The organism is Salinarimonas chemoclinalis (assembly GCF_041514305.1).
Classification (GTDB): domain Bacteria; phylum Pseudomonadota; class Alphaproteobacteria; order Rhizobiales; family Beijerinckiaceae; genus Salinarimonas; species Salinarimonas chemoclinalis.
On the sequence record NZ_JBGMWH010000008.1, the window covers coordinates 98398 to 120785 of the forward strand.

Sequence of the window (22388 nt, forward strand, 5' to 3'; positions counted from 1 at the left end):
CGGTCAGCCGCCGAACAGGTCGGCGAAGGCGCGCTTGTTCGCCTCGTCGTTGGCGATCATCTCGCCGAGGTCGGCCTCGAGGATCGTGAGCTGCGAGGGGGCGGGGCGGCCCTCCGGAAGGTCCACGCCGTCGATCAGCGGAATGTAGCCCTGCGAGGCCGACAGCGCCTGCCCCGCCTGCGACAGGGTCCATGCGACGAAGGCCCGCGCGGCCTCCATGTTGTCCGTTCCCTCGACGATCGCCACCGGCTCCGTGATGGCGGAGACGCCCTCGGACGGGAAGACGAAGCCGACCGGCGAGCCGTCGGCCGCGGCGTTGAGCGGCATGAAGTCGACGATGATGCCGTAGGCCTTCTCGCCGCGGGCCACCGCCTCGAGCACGCCGCCGTTGCCGCGCCCGGCGATGGCGCCGTTGTCGGCCAGCGTCTCGTAGTAGTCCCAGCCGAACTGCGGCTGCTGAACCATGGTGCCGACGTGGTAGACGGCGGCGCCCGAGTAGAGCGGGCTCGGCATGATCAGCGAGCCGGCGGCCTCGGGCTGCGTCAGGTCCATCCACGAGGTGGGCGGCGTCTCGACGAGCTCGGTGTTGTAGACGATGCCCGTCGTGATCAGCTTCGTGCCGAAGAAGGTCATGTCCGGATCGACGACGGCGGAGGGCAGGCCCTCGACCGGCGCGTCCGGATAGGCGGCGAGGCGGCCGTCGTTCTTGAGCTGCGTCATCGCCACCGCGTCGGCGATGAGGAGCACGTCGGCGGGCGTGGAGCCGGCGGCGAACTCGGCCTGCAGGCGGTTGACGACCTCCGTCGTGCCGGAGCGGAACACCTCGACCTGGATGTCCGGATGGGCCTCGTTGAAGGCCTCGACGATGGTCGCCATCTGCTCGGTCGGCTGCGAGGTGTAGACCGTGATGGAGCCCGACTGGGCGAGCGCGAGCGTCGAGACCGACGCGAGCGCGAGGCCGGCGATCACGGGGCGCAGGATCGTCTTCATGCGAGAAACCTCGTCGAGTGGGTGGAACGGCGGGGGGCGGCGCGCGGATGCGCGCGTGCGGCCCCGCGGTACCAAGCGCGCATGACGCTCGGGTGACAGCTCTGCGACGCCGCGCTCATCCGTCGATCCCCGCCCACCCCGCCTGCCGGCAGGCCTCGCCGAGCACCATCGCCGCCGCGACGGCGACGTTGAGCGAGCGGAAGCCCGAGCGCATCGGGATCGTCACCCGCGCGTCCGCGGCATCGTGCACCGCCTCGGGCACGCCCGCCGATTCGCGCCCCACGAGGATCGCGTCGCCGGGCGCGAAGGCGAAGTCCGTGTAGCGGATCGCGCCCCGGGTCGTCGCCAGCACGAGCCGCACGCCCGCCCCCCGCCGCCAGTCCTGGAAGGCGTCCCACGACCGGTGGCGCACGATCTCCACGCGGTCGAGGTAGTCCATGCCGGCGCGGCGGAAGTTGCGGTCCGACGGGTCGAAGCCGGCGGGCTCGACGATGTCCACCGCCGCGCCGAGGCAGGCGGCGAGGCGCACCATCGTGCCGGTGTTCTGGGGAATGTCGGGCTGGTAGAGGACGAGGCGCATGCTCTCGTCTTCGTGTCCCCGCGACGACGCGTCAAGTGAACCGCGCGGGGACCGCGTCGGTTGACGAAGCCCCGAGGAAGCACGACGTTCCACCCATGTCCGCACAAAGCCCCTCGCTCGCCACCCGGCTCTTCGCCTGGGCCGAGAGCCGCATCGACCCCTTCGCGCCCTTCGACCGCGACGAGACCCCGCCCTCCGGCGTGCTGCCCTTCGCCTGGCACTACCTCGCGCCGGTGAAGGGCTGGTTCGTCGCACTCACCGTGGTCGCGCTCGCCTACGGCCTGTTCGAGAGCGCGATCTACCTGCTGATCGGCTGGTTCGTGGACGTGCTCGCCTCGGGCGACCCGGCGACGATCCTCGACACGCACGGGACCGCGCTCCTCGCCGTCGCGCTCCTCATCCTCGTGCTGCGGCCGATCCTGTTCTTCGCCCACAACCTGATCACCAACCAGATCCTGGTCGCCAACGCGACCAACATGATCCGCTGGCGCGCGCACAGCTACACGCTCGGCCACGCGATCTCCTACTTCCAGGGCGACTTCGCCGGGCGGCTGTCGACCCGCGTGCTCCAGGCGGGGCAGGCGGTGCGCGAGATCGCGGTGACGCTCCTCGACACGCTGCTGTACGTCGTGCTCTTCGCGGCGACCGCCATCGGGCTCTTCCTCTCGATCGAGGTCTGGCTCGCGCTGCCGATGGCCGCGTGGATCGTCGGCTACGCGCTCCTCCTGCGCTACTTCGTGCCGCGCGCCCGCACGCGCTCGCTCGAGGTGGCCGAGACGCGATCGGCCATGACGGGCCGCGTCGTCGACAGCTACACCAACGTGCTCACCGTCAAGCTCTTCGCCCGCACCGACGCGGAGCGCTCGGCGGTGCGCGAGGCGATCGCGCGCAACACGCGCGCCTTCCTCGACATGATGCGCCTCGTCAGCGGCGTGTCCGTCGTCCTCCAGGTGATGAACGCCGCGCTCCTCGTCGCCACCGCGGGCCTGTCCTTCCTGCTCTGGCGCGAGGGCGCGCTCTCGGCGGGCATCGCCGCTGCGGGTCTCGCGCTCGTCATGCGCGTGATCACGATGTCGGGCTGGGTCATGCAGAGCGTGCGCGGGCTGTTCGAGAACGTCGGCGTCGTGCAGGAGGCGATGCGGACGATCTCCAAGCCCCACGGCCTCGTCGACGCGCCCGACGCCCGGCCGCTCGCGGTGGAGACGGGCGAGATCCGTTTCGAGCGGGTGCGCTTCCATTACGGCAAGGAGGAGGGCGGCGTGCTCGACGATCTCTCCCTGCGCATCGTGCCGGGCGAGAAGGTCGGGCTCGTCGGCCCGTCGGGGGCGGGCAAGTCGACGATCGTGTCGCTGCTGCTGCGCCTTCACGACCTCGAGAGCGGGCGCATCCTCGTCGACGGGCAGGACATCGCCCGCGTCACGCAGGACAGCCTGCGCGCGCAGATCGGCGTCGTGACGCAGGACACGTCGCTCCTCCACCGCTCGATCCGCGACAACATCGCCTACGGCCGCCTCGACGCGAGCGACGCCGAGATCGCCCGCGCCGCGCGGCTCGCCAACGCCGACGGCTTCATCGCCGAGCTCGTCGATCACGCCGGCCGGCGCGGCTACGACGCCCACACCGGCGAGCGCGGGGTGAAGCTCTCGGGCGGCCAGCGCCAGCGCATCGCCATCGCCCGGGTGATCCTCAAGGACGCGCCGATCCTCGTCCTCGACGAGGCCACCTCCGCGCTCGATTCGGAGACCGAGGCGGCGATCCAGGCGTCGCTCGAGGGCCTGATGCAGGGCCGCACCGTCATCGCCATCGCCCACCGCCTCTCGACGATCGCCGCGCTCGACCGGCTGATCGTGCTCGACGAGGGCCGCATCGTCGAGGAGGGCACCCACGCCGCCCTGCTCGAGCGCGGCGGCGCCTACGCGCGGCTCTGGGCGCGGCAGTCGGGCGGGTTCATCGGCGTCGACGCGCCGAGCCTGATGAAGGCCGTCTGAGGGGGGAGGGGCCGCGCGGCGTCACTCGGCCGCGGAGCGGTCCGCCTTGCCGTAGCGGCGGTCGATGTACTCGACCACGAGCGCCTTGAAGTCTGCGGCGATGGTCGGGCCGCGCAGGGTCATCGCCTTCTTGCCGTCGATGAAGACGGGCGCGGCGGGGGTCTCGCCGGTGCCCGGCAGCGAGATGCCGATGTCGGCGTGCTTGGATTCGCCCGGGCCGTTGACGATGCAGCCCATCACCGCGACGTTGAGCACCTCCACCCCCGGATGGGTGGTCTTCCACTCGGGCATCGAAGTCGCGATCCAGTCCTGGATGTCGCGCGCGAGTTCCTGGAACACGGTGGAGGTCGTGCGCCCGCAGCCGGGGCAGGCGGCGACCTGCGGCACGAAGGTGCGAAAGCCCATCGTCTGGAGCAGCTCCTGCGCCGCCTTCACCTCGAGCGTGCGGTCGCCCCCGGGCTCCGGCGTCAGCGAGAAGCGGATCGTGTCGCCGATGCCCTCCTGCAGGAGCACGCCGAGTGCCGCGGAGGACGCGACGATGCCCTTCGAGCCCATGCCGGCCTCGGTCAGCCCCAGGTGCAGCGCGTAGTCCGAGCGGCGGGCGAGCTCGCGATAGACCGCGATCAGGTCCTGCACGTTCGAGACCTTGGCCGAGATGACGATGCTCTCCTTCGGCAGGCCGATCTCCATCGCCCGCTCGGCCGAGAGCAGCGCCGACTGCACCATCGCCTCGCGGGTGATGGCCCCCGCCGGCAGCGGCTCGGCCTGCGCGGCGTTGAGGTCCATCAGGTGGGTGAGCAGCTCCTGGTCGAGCGAGCCCCAGTTCGCGCCGATGCGCACCGCCTTGCGGTGCGCGATCGCCTTCTCGACGATCATCGAGAACTGCCGGTCCTTCTTGTCCTTGAAGCCGACGTTGCCCGGGTTGATGCGGTACTTCGCCAGCGCCTCGGCACAGGCGGGGTGATCGTCGAGCAGCTTGTGGCCGATGTAGTGGAAGTCCCCCACCAGCGGCACGTCGCAGCCGATCCGGTCGAGCCGCTCGCGGATCTTGGGCACGGCGGCCGCGGCCTCGTCGCGGTCGACCGTGATGCGCACGATCTCCGAGCCCGCCCGCGCGAGCTTGGCCACCTGGGCGACCGTGCCGTCGATGTCCGCCGTGTCGGTGTTCGTCATCGACTGAACGACGATCGGCGCCCCCCCGCCGACCTGCACGTGGCCGATCATCACGCCGACGCTGCGATGCCGCGGGGCCGGGCCGGATTTGGTGTGATCGGCTTGGGCGAGGAGGCTCATGGGGGCGCTTCCGGATCGTGCGGGGATCGGGTTGGGATCCTGCGGGGAACCGGGGAAGAGGTGACGCCTGCGGGAGCGCGCGTCAAGGCGTTGCCCCGGATCCGAAGCCGCATTGTGGCTGTGAACTATCTCTATCTTTAAAGGCTATGCCGGCTACCATCCAAATTGCGCTGCAATTTAGGATATACTAAATTCTATGTGCCGAAGAGTTCTACGCAGAACCGGTCGACGGTCAGACTGGACCTCCCACGGACGGACAAGGCTGTTGCAGGGGTGCGACATTGGCAGCTCGGAACGAAACGGATCGTCGAGAGTCCTTGTCTCATATCGAGGGACGATATAAGTTCGATCCCGAGCTGGCAGCCTTGATCGAGCTCGCGGGGACGTACCGGCTGACCAATGGGTGGACCATGGCTATTCGTGCGGAATGGTGCGATCCGACGCCGGGCCGCCCCCGGAGCCTCGATTACGCTCTGAACCTGATGGACGGTAAGGATCGTGTGCTCGGGTTCGACAATTCTCACGGGTTCGATGGCGCAGCCGAAGGGGATCCGTTCGATCACGAGCACCGTGACGGACGCGTCGAGCAGCGGGTCCGCTACGCGTTCACGACGGCGGAAGCGCTGATTGCTGATTTCTTCGCGCGCGTCGAGGCCGCATGCGAACGGCGAGGGATCCCGTTCGAGTTCGAGGAAGAGACCGATGAGTAGGACCATATCCGGCAACGACCTGCGGGACCGCATGCTGGCACGCATGCGCGCGGTCGCCACCTCGGCTCCAGAGGACGCGTTCAAGGTTCTGGCGTCGGCAGGGAACCGGGATCTGCTCGGCCTGATCGGTCGCGAGGCCCCTCAGAGCATCAGCGCGCTGGCCGAGCTCGCCGGTCGTGCGCAGCCGAACGTGAGCCGTTCGCTGAGTGCGCTCGTCGGAGCCGGGCTCGTGCTCCTGCGGCAGGACGGACGGTCGTCGATTCCCGAGTTGACCGATCTCGGACGGGAGAAGGCCGCGGAACTCGGTCTGCTCGATCTGCCGACGCGCGCAACCCGGCCGGCCGACGATACGATCGCCGAGCCGTCTTTCCTGACGGTGCGCTTCGACGGCGCACCGGGCGATGGTGCGCACGGTGCCGTCCTCGCCCATCTGCCGCGGCGGGATGGTCAGGGCCTCGCGACCGTGAGCCTGGAGACCGACATCGAGGCCTGGGCCGGAGGGCTCGTGGACCATTGGTGGCGCATGCTCTATCGGCGCGATGCTCCGCATTCGCTGGGGACGTTCGCCGCGGCCTCCGGTCCGGTCCCGATCGCCCTGAAGTCGCACGGCCCTCGCATCGAGCGGATCGTTCGCGGTCCGATCACCATGGCGCGCGACGCGGCGTTCCTGCCCCTGGAAGAGCTCGAGCGCGATCTCATCGCGCAGGTGCTCGAGCCGGTGGCCGCACGGCTGCGCGCCGGGCGAAGGATCGACCGGCCGATGCAGGCGAAGCTCGCGCGTCTTCTCGAGACGCGCGCCTTCTCGGCCGAGCACGCCTTCGCCCGGACCGCCGGTGCGCTCGGGATCTCGCCCTATGATCTCGGCGACGCGCGAGCGGATGCGATCCGCAGGCTCATCGAGTCGATGCCCGACGAGGACGTGCGGCTCGATTTCGCGTCCGCCGTGCTCGACGAGGAGCTGGGCGCGGCTTCCGAATGGATCTGCGCCGAGCTTCGCGACCACGGCTCCGTGAACACCATGCGGCGCCTGCCCGAGCTCGCCGGTGTGTTATCGGCTGTTCGGCTGCCCGCGAGCGCGCGTCCATGGGAGCGCGGAACGTCCATGGCGAAGGCGCTGCGGAGGACGCTGAAGCTCGGACCGGACGCGTCCCTGATCAATCTCGAGCATCTCGCCGAACGGTTCGGCTCAGACTATTTCGCCGCGAGCAGCCTCGACGCGCCTGCTGCGCTGCGCGGCTACCAGGGCGTGAGTGACGCGGGCCCGATCGTCATCGTCGCGGACGAGGGGCCGGAGCGGACCGCCTTCACCCTCGCGCGCGCGATCGGGGACTATCTGGTGTTCGAGAGCCGCATTGCCTGTGTGTCGGATCAGTATACCGACCGGCAGGCTGTGGGGCGCGCCTTCGCGGCGGAATTTCTCGCACCGGCCGAAGGCGTGGTTCGGATGGTCGAGGAGGGCATCCCGGTTCAGAAAGTCGCTCGGCACTACGGGGCTTCAAGCAAGATGGTCCGGAACCAATACGGCAACAACGCCGATCGGTTCGCGGACGCCTGAGGGCGTCCGCGACCTTCCCGCCTCCCTCACCTCTCCGCCAGCTCCGCCAGGATCCGCGCCCAGGAGCGGATGCCCTTGTGGAAGCTGGACAGGTCGTACTTCTCGTTGGGCGAGTGCACGCGGTCGTCGTCGAGCCCGAAGCCGACCAAGAGCGAGTCGAGGCCGAGCGTGCGCTTGAAGTCGCCGACGATCGGGATCGAGCCGCCGGAGCCGATGATCACCGGCGCGTTCGGCCACTCGGCGGCGAGCGCCGTCTCGGCCGCGGACAGCGCGGGCATGTCGTAAGGCAGCGAGATCGCGCGCGAGCCCTTGTGGCGGATGATCTCGAACGAGCAATCCGCCGGCACCCGCGCCGCCACGTGCTTCTCGAGCGCGGCGGAGACTGCCTCCGGGTCCTGGTCGCCCACGAGCCGGAAGGAGATCTTGGCCGAGGCCTGCGCCGGGATCACGGTCTTGGTGCCCTCGCCCGTGTAGCCGCCGACGATGCCGTTGACGTCGCAGGTGGGGCGCGACTGGATCATCTCGAGGATCATCCGGTCGCGCTCGCCGACCGGCCGCGACAGGCCGATCGGGCCGAGCAGCTGCTCGGGCGTCAGGTTCAGCGCCTCCCAGCGGGCGCGCACCTCCGGCGGCGGCTCGGACACGCCGTCGTAGAAGCCCTCCAGCGTCACGCGCCCGTGCGCGTCGTGCAGGTCGCCGACGATCTTCCCCAGGATGTGGATCGGGTTCGCCGCCGCCCCGCCGAACAGGCCCGAATGCAGATCCCGATCGGCGGCGCGCACGATCACCTCGTCGTAGGCGAGGCCGCGCAGCGAGGCGGTCACCGCGGGCGTGCGCGGGTCCCACTGTGTCGTGTCGCACACGAGCGCGAGATCGGCGGAGAGCTCGTCCCTGATCGCCTCGACGAAGGCAGGCAGCCCCTTCGAGCCGTTCTCCTCCTCGCCCTCGATCAGGAACGTGAGCCCGATCGGCAGCGCGCCCGTGACCGCCTTCCACGCCCGGCAGGCCTCGACGAAGGTCATCACCTGACCCTTGTCGTCGCAGGCGCCGCGCGCGACGATCACCTCGCGCCCGTCCGGCAGCGTCTTGCGCACCGGCGTGAAGGGCGGGCTCTCCCAGAGGTCGAGCGGGTCGACCGGCTGGACGTCGTAGTGCCCGTAGAACAGCGCATGCGGCGTGCCCGCGGGCCCATCCACCCGCCCCACGACGGCCGGATGCGCGCCCGGCACGTCCCGCACCTGCGCCGCCACGCCGAGGCTCGCCAGATCCTCCCGGATGAACCGCGCCGCCGCGACGCAATGCTCGGCATAGGCCGGATCGGTGGAGATCGACGGGATCGCGAGCCAGGCGAAGAGGCGCTCGAGCGAGGCGTCGAGGTCGGAGTCGATGTGGGCGAGGACGGCGGGGAGGTGCGGGGAGGGCATGGGGGCCTTCGGTCGGTTGTTGGGCGTCGGGAAAGGTGTCGCGCGTTCGGGGGGTGGGGGCAAGGGGGTGGCGCGGGCGCACCGCGGCAGGCAGATATGGCGAGGGCGAACGAGCGCGCGTCACCGGATGCGCTCCACCGAATGCGCTGGACCCGCACCGCGCGCTGGCGGGATGGACGTCGATGCAGGCCGCCGACGGGCTCCCCTCTCCCTCGTGGAGAGGGGTCGGGGGTGTGGGGCGTGCAGGACCGTCTCGACGCACACCCCGCGCAGCGCCGGCAGAGACCTGCATCACCGGCGTGCTCGATCCTTCACGCCCCACACCCCCGACCCCTCTCCACGAGGGAGAGGGGAGCCACCGATCGCATGTCATCGGCGGTGCGGCGTCGAGATCCGGCCGCGTCAGAGCCCGAGCGCGCCCAGCGCCAGCGCCAGCGCCGCGCCGCCCGCGAGGGCGAGGCGCAGGCGGCCGAACCATTCCGGCGCCTCCTCGCGGCAGACGAGGCCGTAGTCGAGCAGCCCGAGCAGGACGTGCAGCCCGCACAGGGTCCACAGCCGCGCCTCCGGCGGCAGGGCGAGCGCGGCGAAGGCGAGGAGGGAGGGGACGACCGAGATGACGTAGCCGCGCCGGGCGGCGCCCTGCTCCTCCATCGAGACCGCGATGCCCCAGCGGATGCCGCCCAGGAAGGAGAGGATCAGTGCGCCGTAGGCGGCGAGCGCGAACGCGAGCGCGTCCCGCTCCCACCCGAGATCGAGGCCCGTCGGCAGCGCCAGGGCCGGCACGTAGAAGGGAATCAGCCCCGCGAGCCCCAGGACCAGGGGCACGGGCGGGATGGACGCGTCGGCTTTCATGCGCTGGCGGCTCGCGGCGGGAGAGGCGGGTCGGGCGAAGTCGGGGGAGCTGCGGGGGAGCGCCGGGAGAGGCGGGTCCCCGTGCCGGCCTCGCAGACATAGCGCCGAGCGCGACGCTTGCAAGCTCAACGGCGCGCGATCGCCCGCGCGAGGGCTCCGACGCAATCGCCGTCGAGCGCGCTGCCGGTGTCCGCGTGCAGGATCTCGAAGGCCTTCGCCACCGGCATTCCGGCGCGGTACGGGCGATCGGCGGTCAGCGCGTCGAAGACGTCGGCCACCGAGAGGATGCGCGTGTCGAGCCCGATCTCCGCCCCCCGCAGGCCGCGCGGGTAGCCCGCGCCGTCGAGCCGCTCGTGATGGGCGCCCGCGATGCGGGCGAGGCCGCCGAAGGCGCCGATGCGCGACAGGATGACCTCGCCGTCGCGGGCGTGGTTGCGCATCGCCACCCACTCCGCGTCGTCGAGCTTGCCGGGCTTGTCGAGAATCGCGTTCGAGACGCCGAGCTTGCCGACGTCGTGCAGGAGCGCGGCCCGCCCGAGCCAGGCGCGGCGGTGCGCGTCGAGCCCGAGCTCCTCGGCGATGAGGCCGGCGTAGAAGGCGACGCGCTCGGAATGGCCGGCCGTGTAGGGGCTCTTGGCGTCGACGACCTGGGCGAAGGCGTTGGCGATCCGGTCGAGGCCCCCGTCGTCGAGGCGCCGCACGTCGCGGGCCGGCGGCAGCGCCAGGACGGCGGCCTCGATCCCGGGATCGGCGAGCGCCTCCCAGAAGCCGGGCGCGGCGGCCACCTCCGCGAAGGCCTCGACCAGCCGCGGGTCGAACCAGGTGCCGGCACGCCCGCGCGTCTCGGCGAGCGCCGCGGCGGGACCGCGCGCGCCGCGGAAGACGTCCACCACCTGGGCGAGGAGCGCGACCCGCGCCGGCAGCGCGATCGCCGTGCCGGAGAGCCCGCGTGGGCGCCCTCCGCCGTCCCAGTGCTCGTCGAGATCGCGGATGCCGATCGCCACCGCCTCGGAGAAGCCCATGGCGCGGGCGATCGAGGCGCCGCGCTCGCAGCGCGTCTCGATCAGCTCGCGGGCGATCTCGCCGCCGTTGCGCACGACCTCGATCACCGCCGCGAAGCGCGCGGCGAGGCCGCTGCCGAGGCCGGTGTGGTCGAGCACGAAGCGCAGCGCCTGGGGCAGGCTGTCGCCGACGAGCTTGTAGTCGTGCTTGAAGGTGCGGTCGTCCGCGAGATAGAGCGCGCAGATCCGCGCGGCGTTGGAGGAGCAGCCGAGGTCCTTGAGCAGCACGGCGTGGAACAGGTCGCCCAGCGCCTCGCCCCCGAGCCCGAGCGCGTCGCCCACGGCGTGCGCGACGAAGGCGCAGCGCAGCGCGTGCCCGGGGGGCTGGCCCTCGGTGATGTCGAGGGCGTGGGAGAGCGCGCCGAGCACGTCGGCGAGCGCGAGGTCGCGCACCGCGCCGGCGGGGAAGGCCGGCGGGGGCTCCGCGCGTGGCGCCGGCTGCGGCGTGGGGAAGGCGGCGGACATCGCCGGACCCTGGCACGGACGCGTTGCGGGCGGCTTAACGCCCCGGAGGTCCGCGCTCAGTCGCGGCGGAAGACCACGCTCGCGAGCCAGCCGAGGAAGAGCGCTGCGCCCGCCGTGCCGAGGCCGTAGAGGAGCGACTGCTCTTCGGCGAGCGTCGCGATGCGCTGCTCGAAGCCGATCTTGACGAGCTCGAAGTTCGTGCGGTCCCGGGCGAGGAGCGAGCCCCCCGAGAACAGCATGACGTCCACTTCGTAATTGCCCGGCGGAGCGTCCGCGGGCAGCACGATCGCGGCGCGGAAGACCTGCGGGGTGACGAAGGCGACGCCGCGCTCCGCGGCGACGTAGAGGCCCATCTCGCGCTTCAGCCGCACGAGCGACTGGCGGAAGACCATCTCGCGCCCGTCGCGCTCGGCGGTCTCCCCCACGTGGCGCGCCAGCCCGTCGAGGCCGATCGCGAGCCTGTCCCGCAGCGCCGGTGCGGCGATCTGGTCGAGCGGCGCGGAGGTGAGGGCGGCGTAGAAGGCCGGCACGTCCGCGAACTTCTGCTGCTCGCCGTTGATCCAGACGACGCCCATCTCCTCGCGCAGGCGCACGGTGACCGTCTGCGGCGGGCCGCGGACGACGACGGCGGCCTGATAGGGCCCAGTGCGCGAGATCGTCTGGCCGTCGCGGCGGATGGCGCCGAACAGCACCACCTGTGATCCGGAGTAGTTCGAGCTGATGGCCACCTGATGGCTCGACAGCGAGGTGACGAGCGACTCGGCCCGGGCGGCGAGCGGCGCGAGGAGGCAGGCGAGGAGCGCTACGGCGAAAAGGCGGGCAATGCGCATGCGCCTCACTCCCCGCCGCCGATCTGCGTGATCGAGAGCGTGAACGGCTCCTCGGGCGGGAGCACGAGCTCGACGGCGAAGCGCAGGCCGACGCCGAGGATCAGGAGCGCGAGCAGGAAGCGGAACACGTCCGCGCGCAGGTGCGTGCTCGCCCGCGCCCCGAACTGCGCGCCGAAGACGCCGCCGACGATCAGCATCAGCGCCAGCACGAGATCGACGGCCTGGTTCGCGACCGCGTGCAGCACGAGCGCGGCGAGCGTGGTGCACAGGATCTGGAACTGCGACGTGCCCACCACGATGTTGGTCGGCACGCGGAACAGGTAGAGCAGCGCCGGCACCAGGATGAAGCCGCCGCCGATGCCGAGCATCGCGCCGGCGAAGCCGATGAACATCGCGATCCCCCACAGCGGGATCACGCTCGCGTAGAGCTTCGAGCGGTGGAAGCGCATGCGCAGCGGCAGGCCGAGATAGGCCGGGTGCTCGCCCGCCCGCCGGCGTGGGCGCGGCTTGCCCTTGCGCGACTGCAGGAACTCCCGGATGCTCTCGCGCAGCATCAGCGAGCCGACGATCGTGAACAGCGTCACGTAGGAGACGACGATCAGCAGGTCGAGCTGGCCCGCGCGCCGCGCCGCCGCGAAGAGCCAGACGCCGAGCGCGGTGCCGACGAGGCCGCCCACCACGAGGACGCCGCCGAGCTTGAGGTCGAGCGCGCGTCGGCGCAGCGCCGCGAGGCCGCTCGTGGTCGAGGAGGCGACGATCTGCGCCGTCTGCGTCGCGACCGCGACGGCGGGCGGGATGCCGAGGAAGATCAGGAGCGGCGTCATCAGGAAGCCGCCGCCGATGCCGAACAGCCCCGAGATGAATCCGACCGCGGCGCCGAGCCCCAGGATCATGAACAGGCTCACCGTGAGCTCGGCGACGGGCAGGTAGATCGACACGGTTACGGTTCCTCGGGGCCGGGGCCGTGGCCCCGGCTCGTGACGCTATGCGGGCGGCCGTCACGGCCGCGACCCCTTCCTGCCTCGCGTCCGTGACGGCCGTGTGGCCGCGGTCACGACCGAGAGCGATCGATCACGCCGCGAACCGACGCTCCGGCAGGCCGGCCGCGCGATCGTTCCATCCATGGGCCGGCGAGGCAACCTCGTTCGCGCGGGGATCGGGTGTTTCGGGCCGCCAGGCGTCCGCGGCGGACTGGGCGAGCACCCGTCCGGCCTCGTCGAGGCGCTGGGCGAGCTCGTCCTTGCGCGCGGCGGCGTCCCCGTCGCCCTGCGCGGCGGCGATGGCGAACCAGGTGTAGGAGGCGGAGAGGTCCTGCGGCGCGCCGAGCCCGCGGGCGAGGAGGACGGCGAGGTTGTACTGGCTGTCGCGAACGCCGTGTTCCGCCGCCCGGCGGAACCAGCCGATGGCGCCGGTGTAGTCCGGCGCACCGCCGACCGCGCCCTCGGCGAGCAGGACGGCCAGGTTGTGCATGGCGGTGACGTTGCCGCTCTCCGCGGCGCGGCGATACCACATCTCGGCGGCGGCCGGATCGCGCGCGACGCCCACGCCCTTGTCGTGGATCTGGCCGATCCGGTACTGCGCCGGCACGACGCCCTGCTCCGCCAGGCGCTCGAAGAGCGTGGCGGCCAGCGCCGGGTCGCGCGGCGCGTCACGCCCGTCCGAGAGGCGCGCGGCGAGCTCGAACACGGCGGCCTCGTCGCCGGCGCGGGCGGCCTCGCCCAGCCGCGACGAGGCGACCGCGTCGGGGATGACGAGGCCCGCGACGAGGGCCGAGACCGGACCGGTCGGGATCATCGGCGCGGCGGCTGCGTCGGTCGCCGTCGGCGGCACGATGCGCGCGGCGAAGGCGGTGGCCTCGTCGCGGCGCGGCGGCAGCATGATCTCCCGCGCGGCGTCGGCGGAGGTGGGCGCGGGGATGACGAGGTCGCCCGCGGGGATGCCGCTCGACAGCGGCGCCGCAGGCAGCCCCATGAAGCTCGGCACCCGCGACGCGTCCGCGCCCGGAATGGTCTGCGTCGTCGTCGGATCCGCCCGGGGCACGGCCGGCAGGTCGGCCTCCGGCGCGATCGTGACGGCCGGGGCGTCGATCGGGGCGGGGAGCGCCGCCGGCGCCGCCTCCGTCGAGACCTGCGCCGGGGGGGCGACGCTCGCGACCGGACCGTCGCCGCCGCGCTGGAGCATGGTCGAGACCTGGAGCGCGCCCAGCGCCAGCACGATCGCGGCGAGCCCGAGCAGGAGCGGCTTGCGGCGGCGCGCGAGCACGCGCTTCATGCGCCCGGCGAGGCTCGCGGGGGAGGCGCCGTCGGCGTCGATCTCCGCGGGCTCGCTGCGCGCCGCGGCGGCTTCCGCTGCGGCGGACTGCGCGGCACGGCGGGCGGCGGCGATGAAGCTCGCCTTGATGTCGCCGGCGTCGGGCTCCTCGCTCGCGGCGGGCGCCGGCGCGGCGGCCTTGCGGCCCTTGCCAGGCTGCGGACGGCCGGAGCCCGGCTCGAGCAGGATCTCGTCGATCGCGGGCATCGCGGCGGGCGCGTCCGCCTCGGAGAGGAGCGCGGCGGCGCCGGTGTCGAGCACCGGCGCCTGCGCCTCCGGCTCCGGCTTGCGCGGGGCCGCGGCGCGGAAGGCGGAGATGTCGAAGCCCCGCGGCATCGCGGGCTCCTCGCGCGCCTGGGCGGACGCTCCGCCGGCGGCCGCGGGGGCGGTCTCCTCGTCGAGCACGGGCGCTCCCGGCACGGGCCGGGCCTCGGCCGCCGACCTGCGCGCGGCGGTCGCCTCCGCCGGCTTCTGGCGGCGGGCGTCCCTGTCGCGCCCGTCCTTCTCCCGGCCCGGGCCGGCCTCGAGCGAGGCCAGGCGCCCGACGAGGGCTTCCAGCGTGCCGTGGACGGCGGAGAGCGTATCGCGGCTGCGCCGGTCGGCCTCCGCCTGCGAGGCCTTGAGGCTCTCGATGGTGCGGGCGAGATCGGCGAAGGCGCCGTCCTTCGAGGCGTCCTTGCCGGCGGTGGGCGCACTCCCGCGCAGGCCGTCCTCGAGGCCCGCGACCTGCGCCATCAGGTCGCCCATCGAGCGCTCGAGCGCGGCGAGCGCCGGGTCGGGGTCGCGCTCGCGCTCCAGCCGTGCGGCGATCTGCGTGATCTGGCGCTCCAGCGCCTCGAGCCCGTCCGAGCCCTCCCGCTGGGGCTCCTCGAGCTTCGCGGCGAGGCCGGCGAGCATGGCCTCGAGCGGCCGGAGCCGCTCGTCCTCGCCCGGCGCGGCGAGGCGCTCGTCGATCCGGTCGAGCCGGCGCATCAGGCCGTCGAGGTCGAGCGACGGCTCGGGCCGCGGCGCCTCGCGCAGCGCGTCGAGCTTCTCGGCCATGACGTCGAGCCGCGCCACGAGCGCGGCGGGAGCGAGCGCCTCCTGGCGGGCGCCGAGCCGCTTCTCCAGCATCTCGATCTGCTGCGCGACCGGAGAGACGTCGACCTGGGTCGGCCGGGTGGAGAGCGCGTCGAGCCGCGCACCGAGCGCCTCGATCTGGCTCGCCAGCGGCCCGAGATCGACCGTCGCGGCGGGCGCGCCGCCGGCCTCGAGCTTCGCGGCGGAGGCGGCGAGGCCGTCGATCTGGCGTGCGAGCGCTCCGGTGTCCGCCCGCGAGAGCAGACCCGTGGCGGCCTCGAGCTTCTCGCCCAGCGTGTCGATGCGCGACCCGAGCGCGCCGAGCGCGGCCCCGTCCGCCTCCGGGCGCGGCGTGGCGAGATGCTCGCGGATGTCCTCCACGGCGGCGCGCATGCCGGCGAACTCGAGCGGGTCGACCTGCCCGCGCGCGATCCGCTCGACCTGGCGCGACAGCTCCGCGACCTGCTCGGCGAGATCGCCGACGCGGCTCGGCTCGGCGATCTCGCCGAGCAGCCCGCGCAGGTCCGCGACCTCGCCGGCGAGCGCCTGCACCGTCTGCGGGTCGAGCCCGGCGTCGGCGATGAGGTCGACCTTGTGGGAGATGGTCTCGACCGCCTGGACGAGGCCGTGCGGTGCGTTGCGCTGGACCTCGTCGGAGAGGCGGCGGACCTCGCCCTCGAGCCGCGAGAGCGTCGCGCCCATCGCCGCCGCGTCGGGTCCGGTATTGCCGAGCCTGGCCTGGATCATCGCCTGCGCGGTCTCGCGGGAGAGCGTGCGCAGGATGTCCTCGAGCTGCCCGACCTCGCCGCGGGTGGCGAGCCCCGACACGGTCTCGCGCAGCTGCGCCAGTTCCTGGCGCACGCCTTCCACCGCGGGCGCGGTCTCCTCGTCGCGCGGGCGCACGCTGTCGAGCTGGCCGGCGAGCTTCGAGATGTCGGCGCGCAGCCCCTCCAGGATTTCGGCGTGCGAGCGGCCGTCGCGCGGCGCGGCCTCGGCGCGCGGGGCGAAGCGGGCGGCGAGCGCCGGCGGGGGCGCGGCGGCGGCGCCGTCGGGGTCCTCCAGCGCCTGCTGGCGCGAGCGGATCTCGGCGACCGCCTCCTTGAGCTCGTCTCGCACGGACAGGCCGCGACGGCCGCGCCCGCGCTCGGGCGCCGCCGTTTCGGCGATCCGCTCGGAGATGGTGGCGATGCGCTCCTCGAAGCCGCGCAGCGCCCGCTCGATCTTCTCGTCGATCGCCGACTCGCGGGCGGCGTCGCGCTCGCGGGCCGCGCTCGTCTCCTCGCGGCGGCGGACTTCCAGGTTGGCCAGGTGCTTCTCGACCTTGGCCACGGCGTCGAGCGCCGCCTTCATCGAGGGCTGATGTCCCTCGGCCACGCGCCGATCGATGTCGTCGAGACGTCGGGTCATCAGCCCGAGCGCCTCGCCGAGCACGGTCGCGGTGCGGTCCTGGCGCTCCGCGACCGACTTCGTGGTCTCCGCCATGCGGTCCTCGGCGCGCTCGATCCAGCGCGCCACGGAATCGAGCGCCTCGGCGGTCTTCGCCGCGCTCTCGCGGGCGCGGCGGTCCTGCTCGGCGGTGAGGGAGGCGATGACCTGGTCGAGGTTGCGGGTCGAGGCCTGGACACGCGCCTGCGGAGCGGCGGCGCTCGCGCCGCCGCGGGTGATCTTGCCGAGGCGCGAGGCGACCCCGTCGAGTTCGTCGTAGCCGCCGCCGTGATCGGAGGCGCGAGCCGGCTGGCCGGCGCGCCGGCGCACCGGCGCCTCCTGGTAGGCGCGCGTCGCGCGATCGGCGATGGCGACCGAGAGCCATTCGTCGAGGCTCATCCCGGCCCGCCGGGCCGCCTCGCGGGCCGCGTCGCGGACCTCGGGATCGAGCCCGTCGAGGCCCCAGGGGGCGGACTGTGAAACGTTCTGCCGCATCGCCGCGCTCTCGGTCCTGTTGGCCGGCCGGATGGCCGCGGGACGTTTCGTCGGTGGCGTCGCGCTCGGGATGCGCGGCCGGGCCCGGCGCCGCCCCGACGCGCCTGCCCCGACGCCGCCCGCCGCCGCCGAAAGTTGACGGTCGGTTGCGGACATGCGCCGACGCCTCGACTTTTCCCCGTCAAGGTAAACACGCGGTTAATCGATCTTCGCGAACTGCGAACGAAGCTCGTCGAGCCGCCCGGGAGTTGCCGCGGCGGTGCGGATCGGGTCCGTGGCGGGTGATCCCGTCAGGGTTGCGAGAGCCGGCTCTCGGCCAGCGCGAGCGCGTCGGCCCGCTCGTCGGGGGTCAGGCGCGCGAGCGCCTCGTCGAGCCAGGCGTCGTCGAGCCCCTGCGACGCGGCGGCGAGATGCCAGGCGGCGGCCTCGACGGGGTCCTGCGCGACGCCCCGGCCCTGTGCGTGCAGGCGCGCGAGGCGGTTCTGTGCGACCGCGTTGCCGCGGAAGGCCGCCTCGCGGAACCAGCGCGCCGCCTCCTCCTCGTTCGCCGCCAGACCCGCGCCGTTGAACAGCGCGATGGCGTACTCGACCATGCCGGCGACGTCGCCGCTGCGGGCGGCGCGGGAGAACCAGGCGGCGGCCGCGATCGGGTCCTCCTCGAGGGCGCGCCCCTCGGCGTAGAGGACGCCGAGCGCGTGCTGCGCGGGCGCGACGTCCGCTTCCGCCGCCAGGCGCATCAGCTCTGCCGCCCGGGCGAGGTCCGCCTCCTCCTCCGAGCCGAGAAGGAGGAGGGCGAGGTTGTAGGCGGCGCGGGGATGGCCCGCCTCGGCGGCACGCTCCAGGAGCGCGCGGCCCTCCCGCGGGTCCGCGGGCACGCCCTCGCCCTCGATCGCGATCATGGCCAGCGCGAACAGCGCGTTCGGGTCGCCTCGGCGGGCGGCGAGGCGATACCAGTCGGCGGCGCGGGCGACGTCCTGCGGCACGCCGAGCCCCTGGGCGTAGAGCTCCCCGAGCAGCGTCATCGCGGCGGCGTCGTCGGGGAGGCGCTCCAGCCGCTGCGTCGCGCGGTGGAAGGCGGTGAGGTAGTAGCCGCGCTGGAACGCACCGTAGGCGAGGTCGGCGTCCGGGTCCGCCTCGGCGCCGACCGGCGGCGGCGCGGCGAGGGTCGTGTCGCGAAAGCCGTTCGTCTCGACGGGCTCGCGCCCCGCGGGCGCCGTGAGGAGGGGCGGCTCGACCGAAAGGGGCTCGACCGAAAGGGGCTCGGCCGGAGCCGGCTCGGCCGCGGGGACCTGCGGCGCCTGCGCGCCGGCCGGGGCCGCCAGCAGCGTGAGGCCGAGCGCCAGGAGCGGGAGCGCGCGCCTCACGCGCCGTCCTCCGCCGCGCGCCGCACGCGCTCGGCGTCGACGGCGTCGAGCGTCTCCCGTGCCCGGGCGAGCGCCTCGGCGGGTCCCGCGGGGTCCGAGAAGGCCGCGTCGCCGAGGGCGACGAACTCCGCCCCCGTCCGCGCGAGCGCGGCCACGGCGTCCAGGTTCGCGGCGTAGGCGATACAGGGCGTCTCGAAGATCTCCGCCCACCAGGCGGCGCGCTCCTGCACGGCGTCGAGGGCCGGCAGCGAGCCGTCCGGCCGCGGCTCGCCGAAGAGCACGTAGTCGACGCCGATCTCGCCCGCCGTCATCGCGTCGTGGCGCGACTTGAGCGCGCCGACGCCCACCACGCGGTCGCTCTCGAGGCGCTCGCGCAGGAGCCGCGCTTCGGCGAGGTCGCGGGCGTGGGCGCCGTCGGCGCCGCCGCGGGTCGCGACGCGGCCGAGGTCGAGGGCCTCCGTCTCCGCGCCGCCGCGGCCCTCCACCGCGACGACGAGCGCCGCCCCCGCCTCCTGCGCGATCGGGGCGAGCGCCTTGACGTGGTTGATCAGGAGACGCTCCTCCCGGAGCGGCAGGCGCAGCAGCACGGCCGCGGCCGCGCCGTCGCGCATCGCCGCGCGCAGGGTCGGCGCGAAGCCGGCGGGGTCCTCGACGATCGGGGTGACGAGGTAGAGGAGGGTGGGCGTCACGGATGGCCTCTTGCGCTGTGCGCGGGACTGCCCGGCGGGCCGCGATCGCGGGCTTCGTCGCGGGCTTGGCCGTGCGCGCCGCCCGGGCTATGAGCGAAGCGCCCGCACGACCCTCTCTTGCCGCTCCGCGCCGCTCGGCGCAAGAGCGAGAGGACGTCGGGAGCGGGTCGCCTCGTCTCGTCGGATACGCCCGTGCGCAAGCTCCCGCCCCGTTTCGCCCCGATCCTGTTCGCGCTGTTCCTGTCGGGGATCATGTCCCTCGTCGTCTCGGGGATCGCGACCCTGCGCGCTGTCGGCTTCGACGCGTTCCTGTTCAAGTGGATGACCGGCTGGCTCTTCGCCTGGGCGGTGGCTTTTCCCGGCGTGCTCGGCTTCGCGCCGCTGGTGCGCCGGATCGTCGCGCGCCTCGTCGAGCCGCCGGCGTGAGGGCTCGCGGTCAGGTCGCGTCCGCGACCGCCCGCTCGATCTCGGCTGCGAGCCCACGGTCGAGGTCGAGCCGTGCGGCGAGCATGTCGAGATAGGCGCGCTCGGCGGGGTGGTCCGGCACCATCGCGAGCAGCGACGCGGCGTAGAGCTCCGCCGCCATCTCCGGCGTGCGCGCGGCGCGCACCACCTTGTCGATGTCGAGCGGTGACGCGAGCTCGTCCATGACGAAGGCCTTGGCCTGCGCGTCGAGCCCGAGCTGCTCGATGTGGGCGAAGATGCGCGCCTGCTCCTCGCCGTCGATGTGCCCGTCCGCCTTCGCCCCCTGGATCATGGCCACGAGGATCGCGCGGGCGAGCGCCTCCTCGCCGCCGGGCGCATTCGCGGGCGCGAAGCCGCTGTCGGCGGGGGGCGCGAGCAACGCCGCGCCTCCGGCCGGCATCAGGTGCGTGGCGCCGTGGCCCGCGGGCTCGGCGACGGGCGCACCGATCGCAGCCTGACGATTGCGCCAGGCGGCGTAGGCGAGGCCCGCGACCGCGGCGACGCCGCCGATCTTCAGCGCCGTGCCGGCGGTCTTGCCGGCGAACTCACGCGCCTTCTTGCTTCCCAGGAGCAGCCCGACGACGCCCCCGGCGAGGCCGCCCCTGAGCAGGTCTCCGGTCCCGCCGCCCGCGCTGCCGCCGCCTGCGGAACCGCCCCCTTGCCCGAGCATGCGGCGCGCCTGCGCTTCGAGCCCGGAGAGATCGCCCGCGCGGGCGGAGCCGAGGACCTGGTCGAGGAGCTTCTTCGCGTCGAGCATGGGGAGCCTTCGGTGATGGGGTGCGACGCCCCTGAGATGGGCGCGCGCGAGCGGGGCCGCAAGCTCAGCGCAGGCCGTCCTCGTGGGAGACCGGCTCGTCGCGCGTCAGCGCGGCGAGGGCGGCGTCGCGCCGCGCCTCGATCGCGGCGACGTCGCGTGGCTCGACGACGACGCGCCGGCCGGCCTCCGTGGCGAGATCGACGTGCTCGGCGATGACGGCCTTGCGATCGGGGTCCCGGGCGATCTCGCCGAGCTGCGCGAGGGTCTCGAGCAGGTGCATCAGCACCGCCGGCTGGTCGGCCGCCGACTGCCGGATCTGGTGGAACGCCACGTCGACGAGCCCCTCGAAGGTCGAGACCGGGGAGATGACCCGAACGACCCCGTCCTCGTCCGGGAAGCCCCGCTCGGCCGAGGGGCGGGTCATCACCGTGGCGATCGACCGCCCGAGCCGGTTGATCACCGCGATCCCGGTGAAGGCGTCGTTGAGGCTCGGCGAGAGGGCCCGCAGGCCGATCTCGACGAGCTGCCGGAAGGCGAACTCGAGGTCCTGGACCGGGGTCCGCTCCGGGCCGACGACGACGGCCAGCGCGAATGCGTTCTCCAGCGCCGGGGTCAGCGCTTCCGGGGGCGTCACCCAGGCGTGCACGCCCCGCGCGAGGACATGGTGGCCGGGCCGGTAGGCCAGCTCGACGACGCCCCCCGCCTCGCAGGCCGCGCGCACGAGAAGCCCGTAGTCGATCCCCTGGACGTAGCCGCTCGCGCGCCCGTGGATCGGCCGGGCGTCGTCGTGCTTCGCGATGGAGCGCGGATGCTGGCGCTGCTGCGGGGACAGGTCCGGCAGGAACTGCTCGATCGTCGCGTCGAGCTGGTCGCCGACGCGGTTGATCAGCGTGTCCGCCACGATCGAGCGCGCGAGATGGTGGACGTAGAACAGCAGCATCGCGATCGAGGCGAGCACGAGCACCGTCGCACCGGTCACCGCGGCGGCCGCCTCCCGCGCCGCCGCGTCCGGGGTCAGGCCCCGCAGCACGATCAGCAGGTAGACGATGGTGGCGAGGAAGAGCCCGAGCCCGACCTGCGTGCGTCGATCGCTCATGAAGGTGCGGATCAGCCGGAAGCCGAGCTGGTTCGCCGCGAGCGTGAGCACGACCATCGTGATCGAGATGGCGAGCGTCGCCATCGTGATCATGGAGGACAGGAGCGTCGACACGAAGTCCGAGGGGGAGGCGGCGGGCGTCTTCAGCAGGCCCCAGGCGTCGTCTCCCTCGGGCAGCGCGACGCGAAGCAGGACGAGGCCGATGGCCCCGGCCGCGAGCGACATCAGCCCCGGCACGAACCAGAGGCTCGACTGGACCGCGTCCCAGGCGGTGGCGAGCCGGGAGCCGACCGGGTGGAGCGGACTGCGGTTGCGAGTCATGGGATCGGTCTCGGCCGGGGCGAGATCAACGGCCGAGCTCGCGTCACCGTTCCCCCGTCACGCGCGGCAATGCGCGCAGGCGCCGGTGATCTCGAGCACCTGCCGGCGCGGCGCGAAGCCCTCCTGGGCCAGCATCTGCCCCACCGCCTTCGCCAGCGGCGCCGGCGCCAGCTCGTCGACGCCGCCGCAGGCCTCGCAGATCAGGAAGGCGACGAGGTCGTGCGGCGCGTGGGCGTGCGGGCACGCCGTGAAGGCGTTGCGGCTCTCGAGCTTGTGGGCGAAGCCCTGCTCGATCAGGAAGTCGAGCGCCCGATACACCGCGATCGGCGCGAGCCCGCGGCCGGCCTTGCTCTCCCCGGGTCCCTCGTCCGCGCCCCTGGCGTTGAGCGCGTCGAGGATCTCGTAGGCACCGAGCGGGGCATGGCTCTCGAGCAACGCCTCCAGCACCGCCCGCCGGATCGGCGTGAGCCGCACGCCGCGCTCGGCGCACGCGGCCTCGGCGCCCGCGAGCGCCTCGGGGAGAGCGGCGGCACGGGCGTGCGCGTGGGCGCAGGGAGCCGAGGGATCGTGCGGATGCGCGTGGGTCTGATCGTGCTCGTGATCCATGCGTGACGATATAGCATCGCAGCGCCGCCCGCGCCACGCGCGGCCGCATTGCC

General features: G+C 73.4%; 18 protein-coding genes. 4 read left to right on the forward strand and 14 right to left on the reverse strand.

Features of this window, described 5'->3' with window-relative positions:
• Nucleotides 1-3 precede the first annotated feature (3 nt).
• Nucleotides 4-990, reverse strand: a complete 987-nt coding sequence (locus tag AB9M23_RS14205; RefSeq protein ID WP_372425211.1) for an ABC transporter substrate-binding protein — start codon at nt 988-990, stop codon at nt 4-6.
• A gap of 115 nt (nt 991-1105) precedes the next feature.
• Nucleotides 1106-1570 carry a tRNA (cytidine(34)-2'-O)-methyltransferase gene (locus tag AB9M23_RS14210; RefSeq protein ID WP_372425212.1) on the reverse strand — a complete coding sequence of 155 codons (465 nt, stop codon included), beginning with the start codon at nt 1568-1570 and terminating at the stop codon, nt 1106-1108.
• Nucleotides 1571-1665: 95 nt separating this feature from the next.
• Between AB9M23_RS14210 and AB9M23_RS14215 the strand changes: the two genes are divergently transcribed.
• Complete coding sequence (locus AB9M23_RS14215) at nt 1666-3558, forward strand: ABC transporter ATP-binding protein (protein WP_372425213.1); 1893 nt, start codon at nt 1666-1668, stop codon at nt 3556-3558.
• A 21-nt stretch (nt 3559-3579) separates the two neighbouring features.
• On the opposite strand, the gene ispG is transcribed toward AB9M23_RS14215, so the two are convergent.
• A complete protein-coding gene (gene ispG / locus AB9M23_RS14220; RefSeq protein ID WP_372425214.1) occupies nt 3580-4851 on the reverse strand; it encodes a flavodoxin-dependent (E)-4-hydroxy-3-methylbut-2-enyl-diphosphate synthase in 1272 nt (423 codons plus the stop codon).
• 365 nt (nt 4852-5216) lie between these two features.
• Here ispG and AB9M23_RS14225 point away from each other — a divergent pair, with 365 nt between their 5' ends.
• Both AB9M23_RS14225 and AB9M23_RS14230 read left to right on the forward strand, forming a co-directional pair.
• On the forward strand, nt 5217-5561 hold the full coding sequence (locus tag AB9M23_RS14225) for a toxin-antitoxin system TumE family protein (protein ID WP_372425215.1): 345 nt from the start codon (nt 5217-5219) through the stop codon (nt 5559-5561).
• Complete coding sequence (locus tag AB9M23_RS14230; RefSeq protein WP_372425216.1) at nt 5554-7116, forward strand: HVO_A0114 family putative DNA-binding protein; 1563 nt, start codon at nt 5554-5556, stop codon at nt 7114-7116. Before AB9M23_RS14225 ends, AB9M23_RS14230 begins: the two co-directional genes overlap by 8 nt.
• Before the next feature lie 26 nt (nt 7117-7142).
• On the opposite strand, the gene AB9M23_RS14235 is transcribed toward AB9M23_RS14230, so the two are convergent.
• The 8 genes from AB9M23_RS14235 to AB9M23_RS14270 all read right to left on the reverse strand — a co-directional run bounded on the left by AB9M23_RS14235 (nt 7143) and on the right by AB9M23_RS14270 (nt 19090).
• Nucleotides 7143-8540 (reverse strand): M20/M25/M40 family metallo-hydrolase, encoded by a 1398-nt coding sequence (locus AB9M23_RS14235; protein WP_372425217.1) that lies wholly within the window; start codon nt 8538-8540, stop codon nt 7143-7145.
• A 402-nt stretch (nt 8541-8942) separates the two neighbouring features.
• Complete coding sequence (locus AB9M23_RS14240) at nt 8943-9392, reverse strand: DUF3429 domain-containing protein (RefSeq protein WP_372425218.1); 450 nt, start codon at nt 9390-9392, stop codon at nt 8943-8945.
• Nucleotides 9393-9517: 125 nt separating this feature from the next.
• The gene (locus tag AB9M23_RS14245) at nt 9518-10918 is read right to left on the reverse strand and encodes an HD-GYP domain-containing protein (RefSeq protein WP_372425219.1); all 1401 of its coding nucleotides are present in this window, start codon (nt 10916-10918) and stop codon (nt 9518-9520) included.
• 56 nt (nt 10919-10974) lie between these two features.
• Nucleotides 10975-11748 carry a TIGR02186 family protein gene (locus AB9M23_RS14250; protein WP_372425220.1) on the reverse strand — a complete coding sequence of 258 codons (774 nt, stop codon included), beginning with the start codon at nt 11746-11748 and terminating at the stop codon, nt 10975-10977.
• Nucleotides 11749-11753: 5 nt separating this feature from the next.
• Nucleotides 11754-12686, reverse strand: a complete 933-nt coding sequence (locus AB9M23_RS14255) for a sulfite exporter TauE/SafE family protein (protein ID WP_372425221.1) — start codon at nt 12684-12686, stop codon at nt 11754-11756.
• Between the two features lie 133 nt (nt 12687-12819).
• Nucleotides 12820-17037, reverse strand: coding sequence for an SEL1-like repeat protein (locus AB9M23_RS14260; RefSeq protein WP_372425222.1), 4218 nt, complete (start codon nt 17035-17037; stop codon nt 12820-12822).
• 290 nt (nt 17038-17327) lie between these two features.
• Entirely contained in the window at nt 17328-18401 is a 1074-nt protein-coding gene (locus tag AB9M23_RS14265) for a tetratricopeptide repeat protein (protein ID WP_372425223.1), read from the reverse strand.
• Entirely contained in the window at nt 18398-19090 is a 693-nt protein-coding gene (locus tag AB9M23_RS14270) for a thiamine phosphate synthase (protein ID WP_372425224.1), read from the reverse strand. Before AB9M23_RS14270 ends, AB9M23_RS14265 begins: the two co-directional genes overlap by 4 nt.
• 192 nt (nt 19091-19282) lie before the next feature.
• On the opposite strand from AB9M23_RS14270, the gene AB9M23_RS14275 reads away from it, so the two are divergent.
• On the forward strand, nt 19283-19516 hold the full coding sequence (locus AB9M23_RS14275) for a DUF2798 domain-containing protein (protein WP_372425225.1): 234 nt from the start codon (nt 19283-19285) through the stop codon (nt 19514-19516).
• A gap of 10 nt (nt 19517-19526) precedes the next feature.
• Here the strand turns inward: AB9M23_RS14275 and AB9M23_RS14280 are convergent, their stop codons facing one another.
• From AB9M23_RS14280 to AB9M23_RS14290, 3 genes are all read right to left on the reverse strand, one after another.
• Nucleotides 19527-20312, reverse strand: a complete 786-nt coding sequence (locus tag AB9M23_RS14280; RefSeq protein ID WP_372425226.1) for a tellurite resistance TerB family protein — start codon at nt 20310-20312, stop codon at nt 19527-19529.
• Nucleotides 20313-20376: 64 nt separating this feature from the next.
• A complete protein-coding gene (locus AB9M23_RS14285) occupies nt 20377-21729 on the reverse strand; it encodes a DUF2254 domain-containing protein (RefSeq protein WP_372425227.1) in 1353 nt (450 codons plus the stop codon).
• Between the two features lie 57 nt (nt 21730-21786).
• Nucleotides 21787-22335 (reverse strand): Fur family transcriptional regulator, encoded by a 549-nt coding sequence (locus AB9M23_RS14290; protein WP_372425228.1) that lies wholly within the window; start codon nt 22333-22335, stop codon nt 21787-21789.
• Nucleotides 22336-22388: the final 53 nt, after the last annotated feature.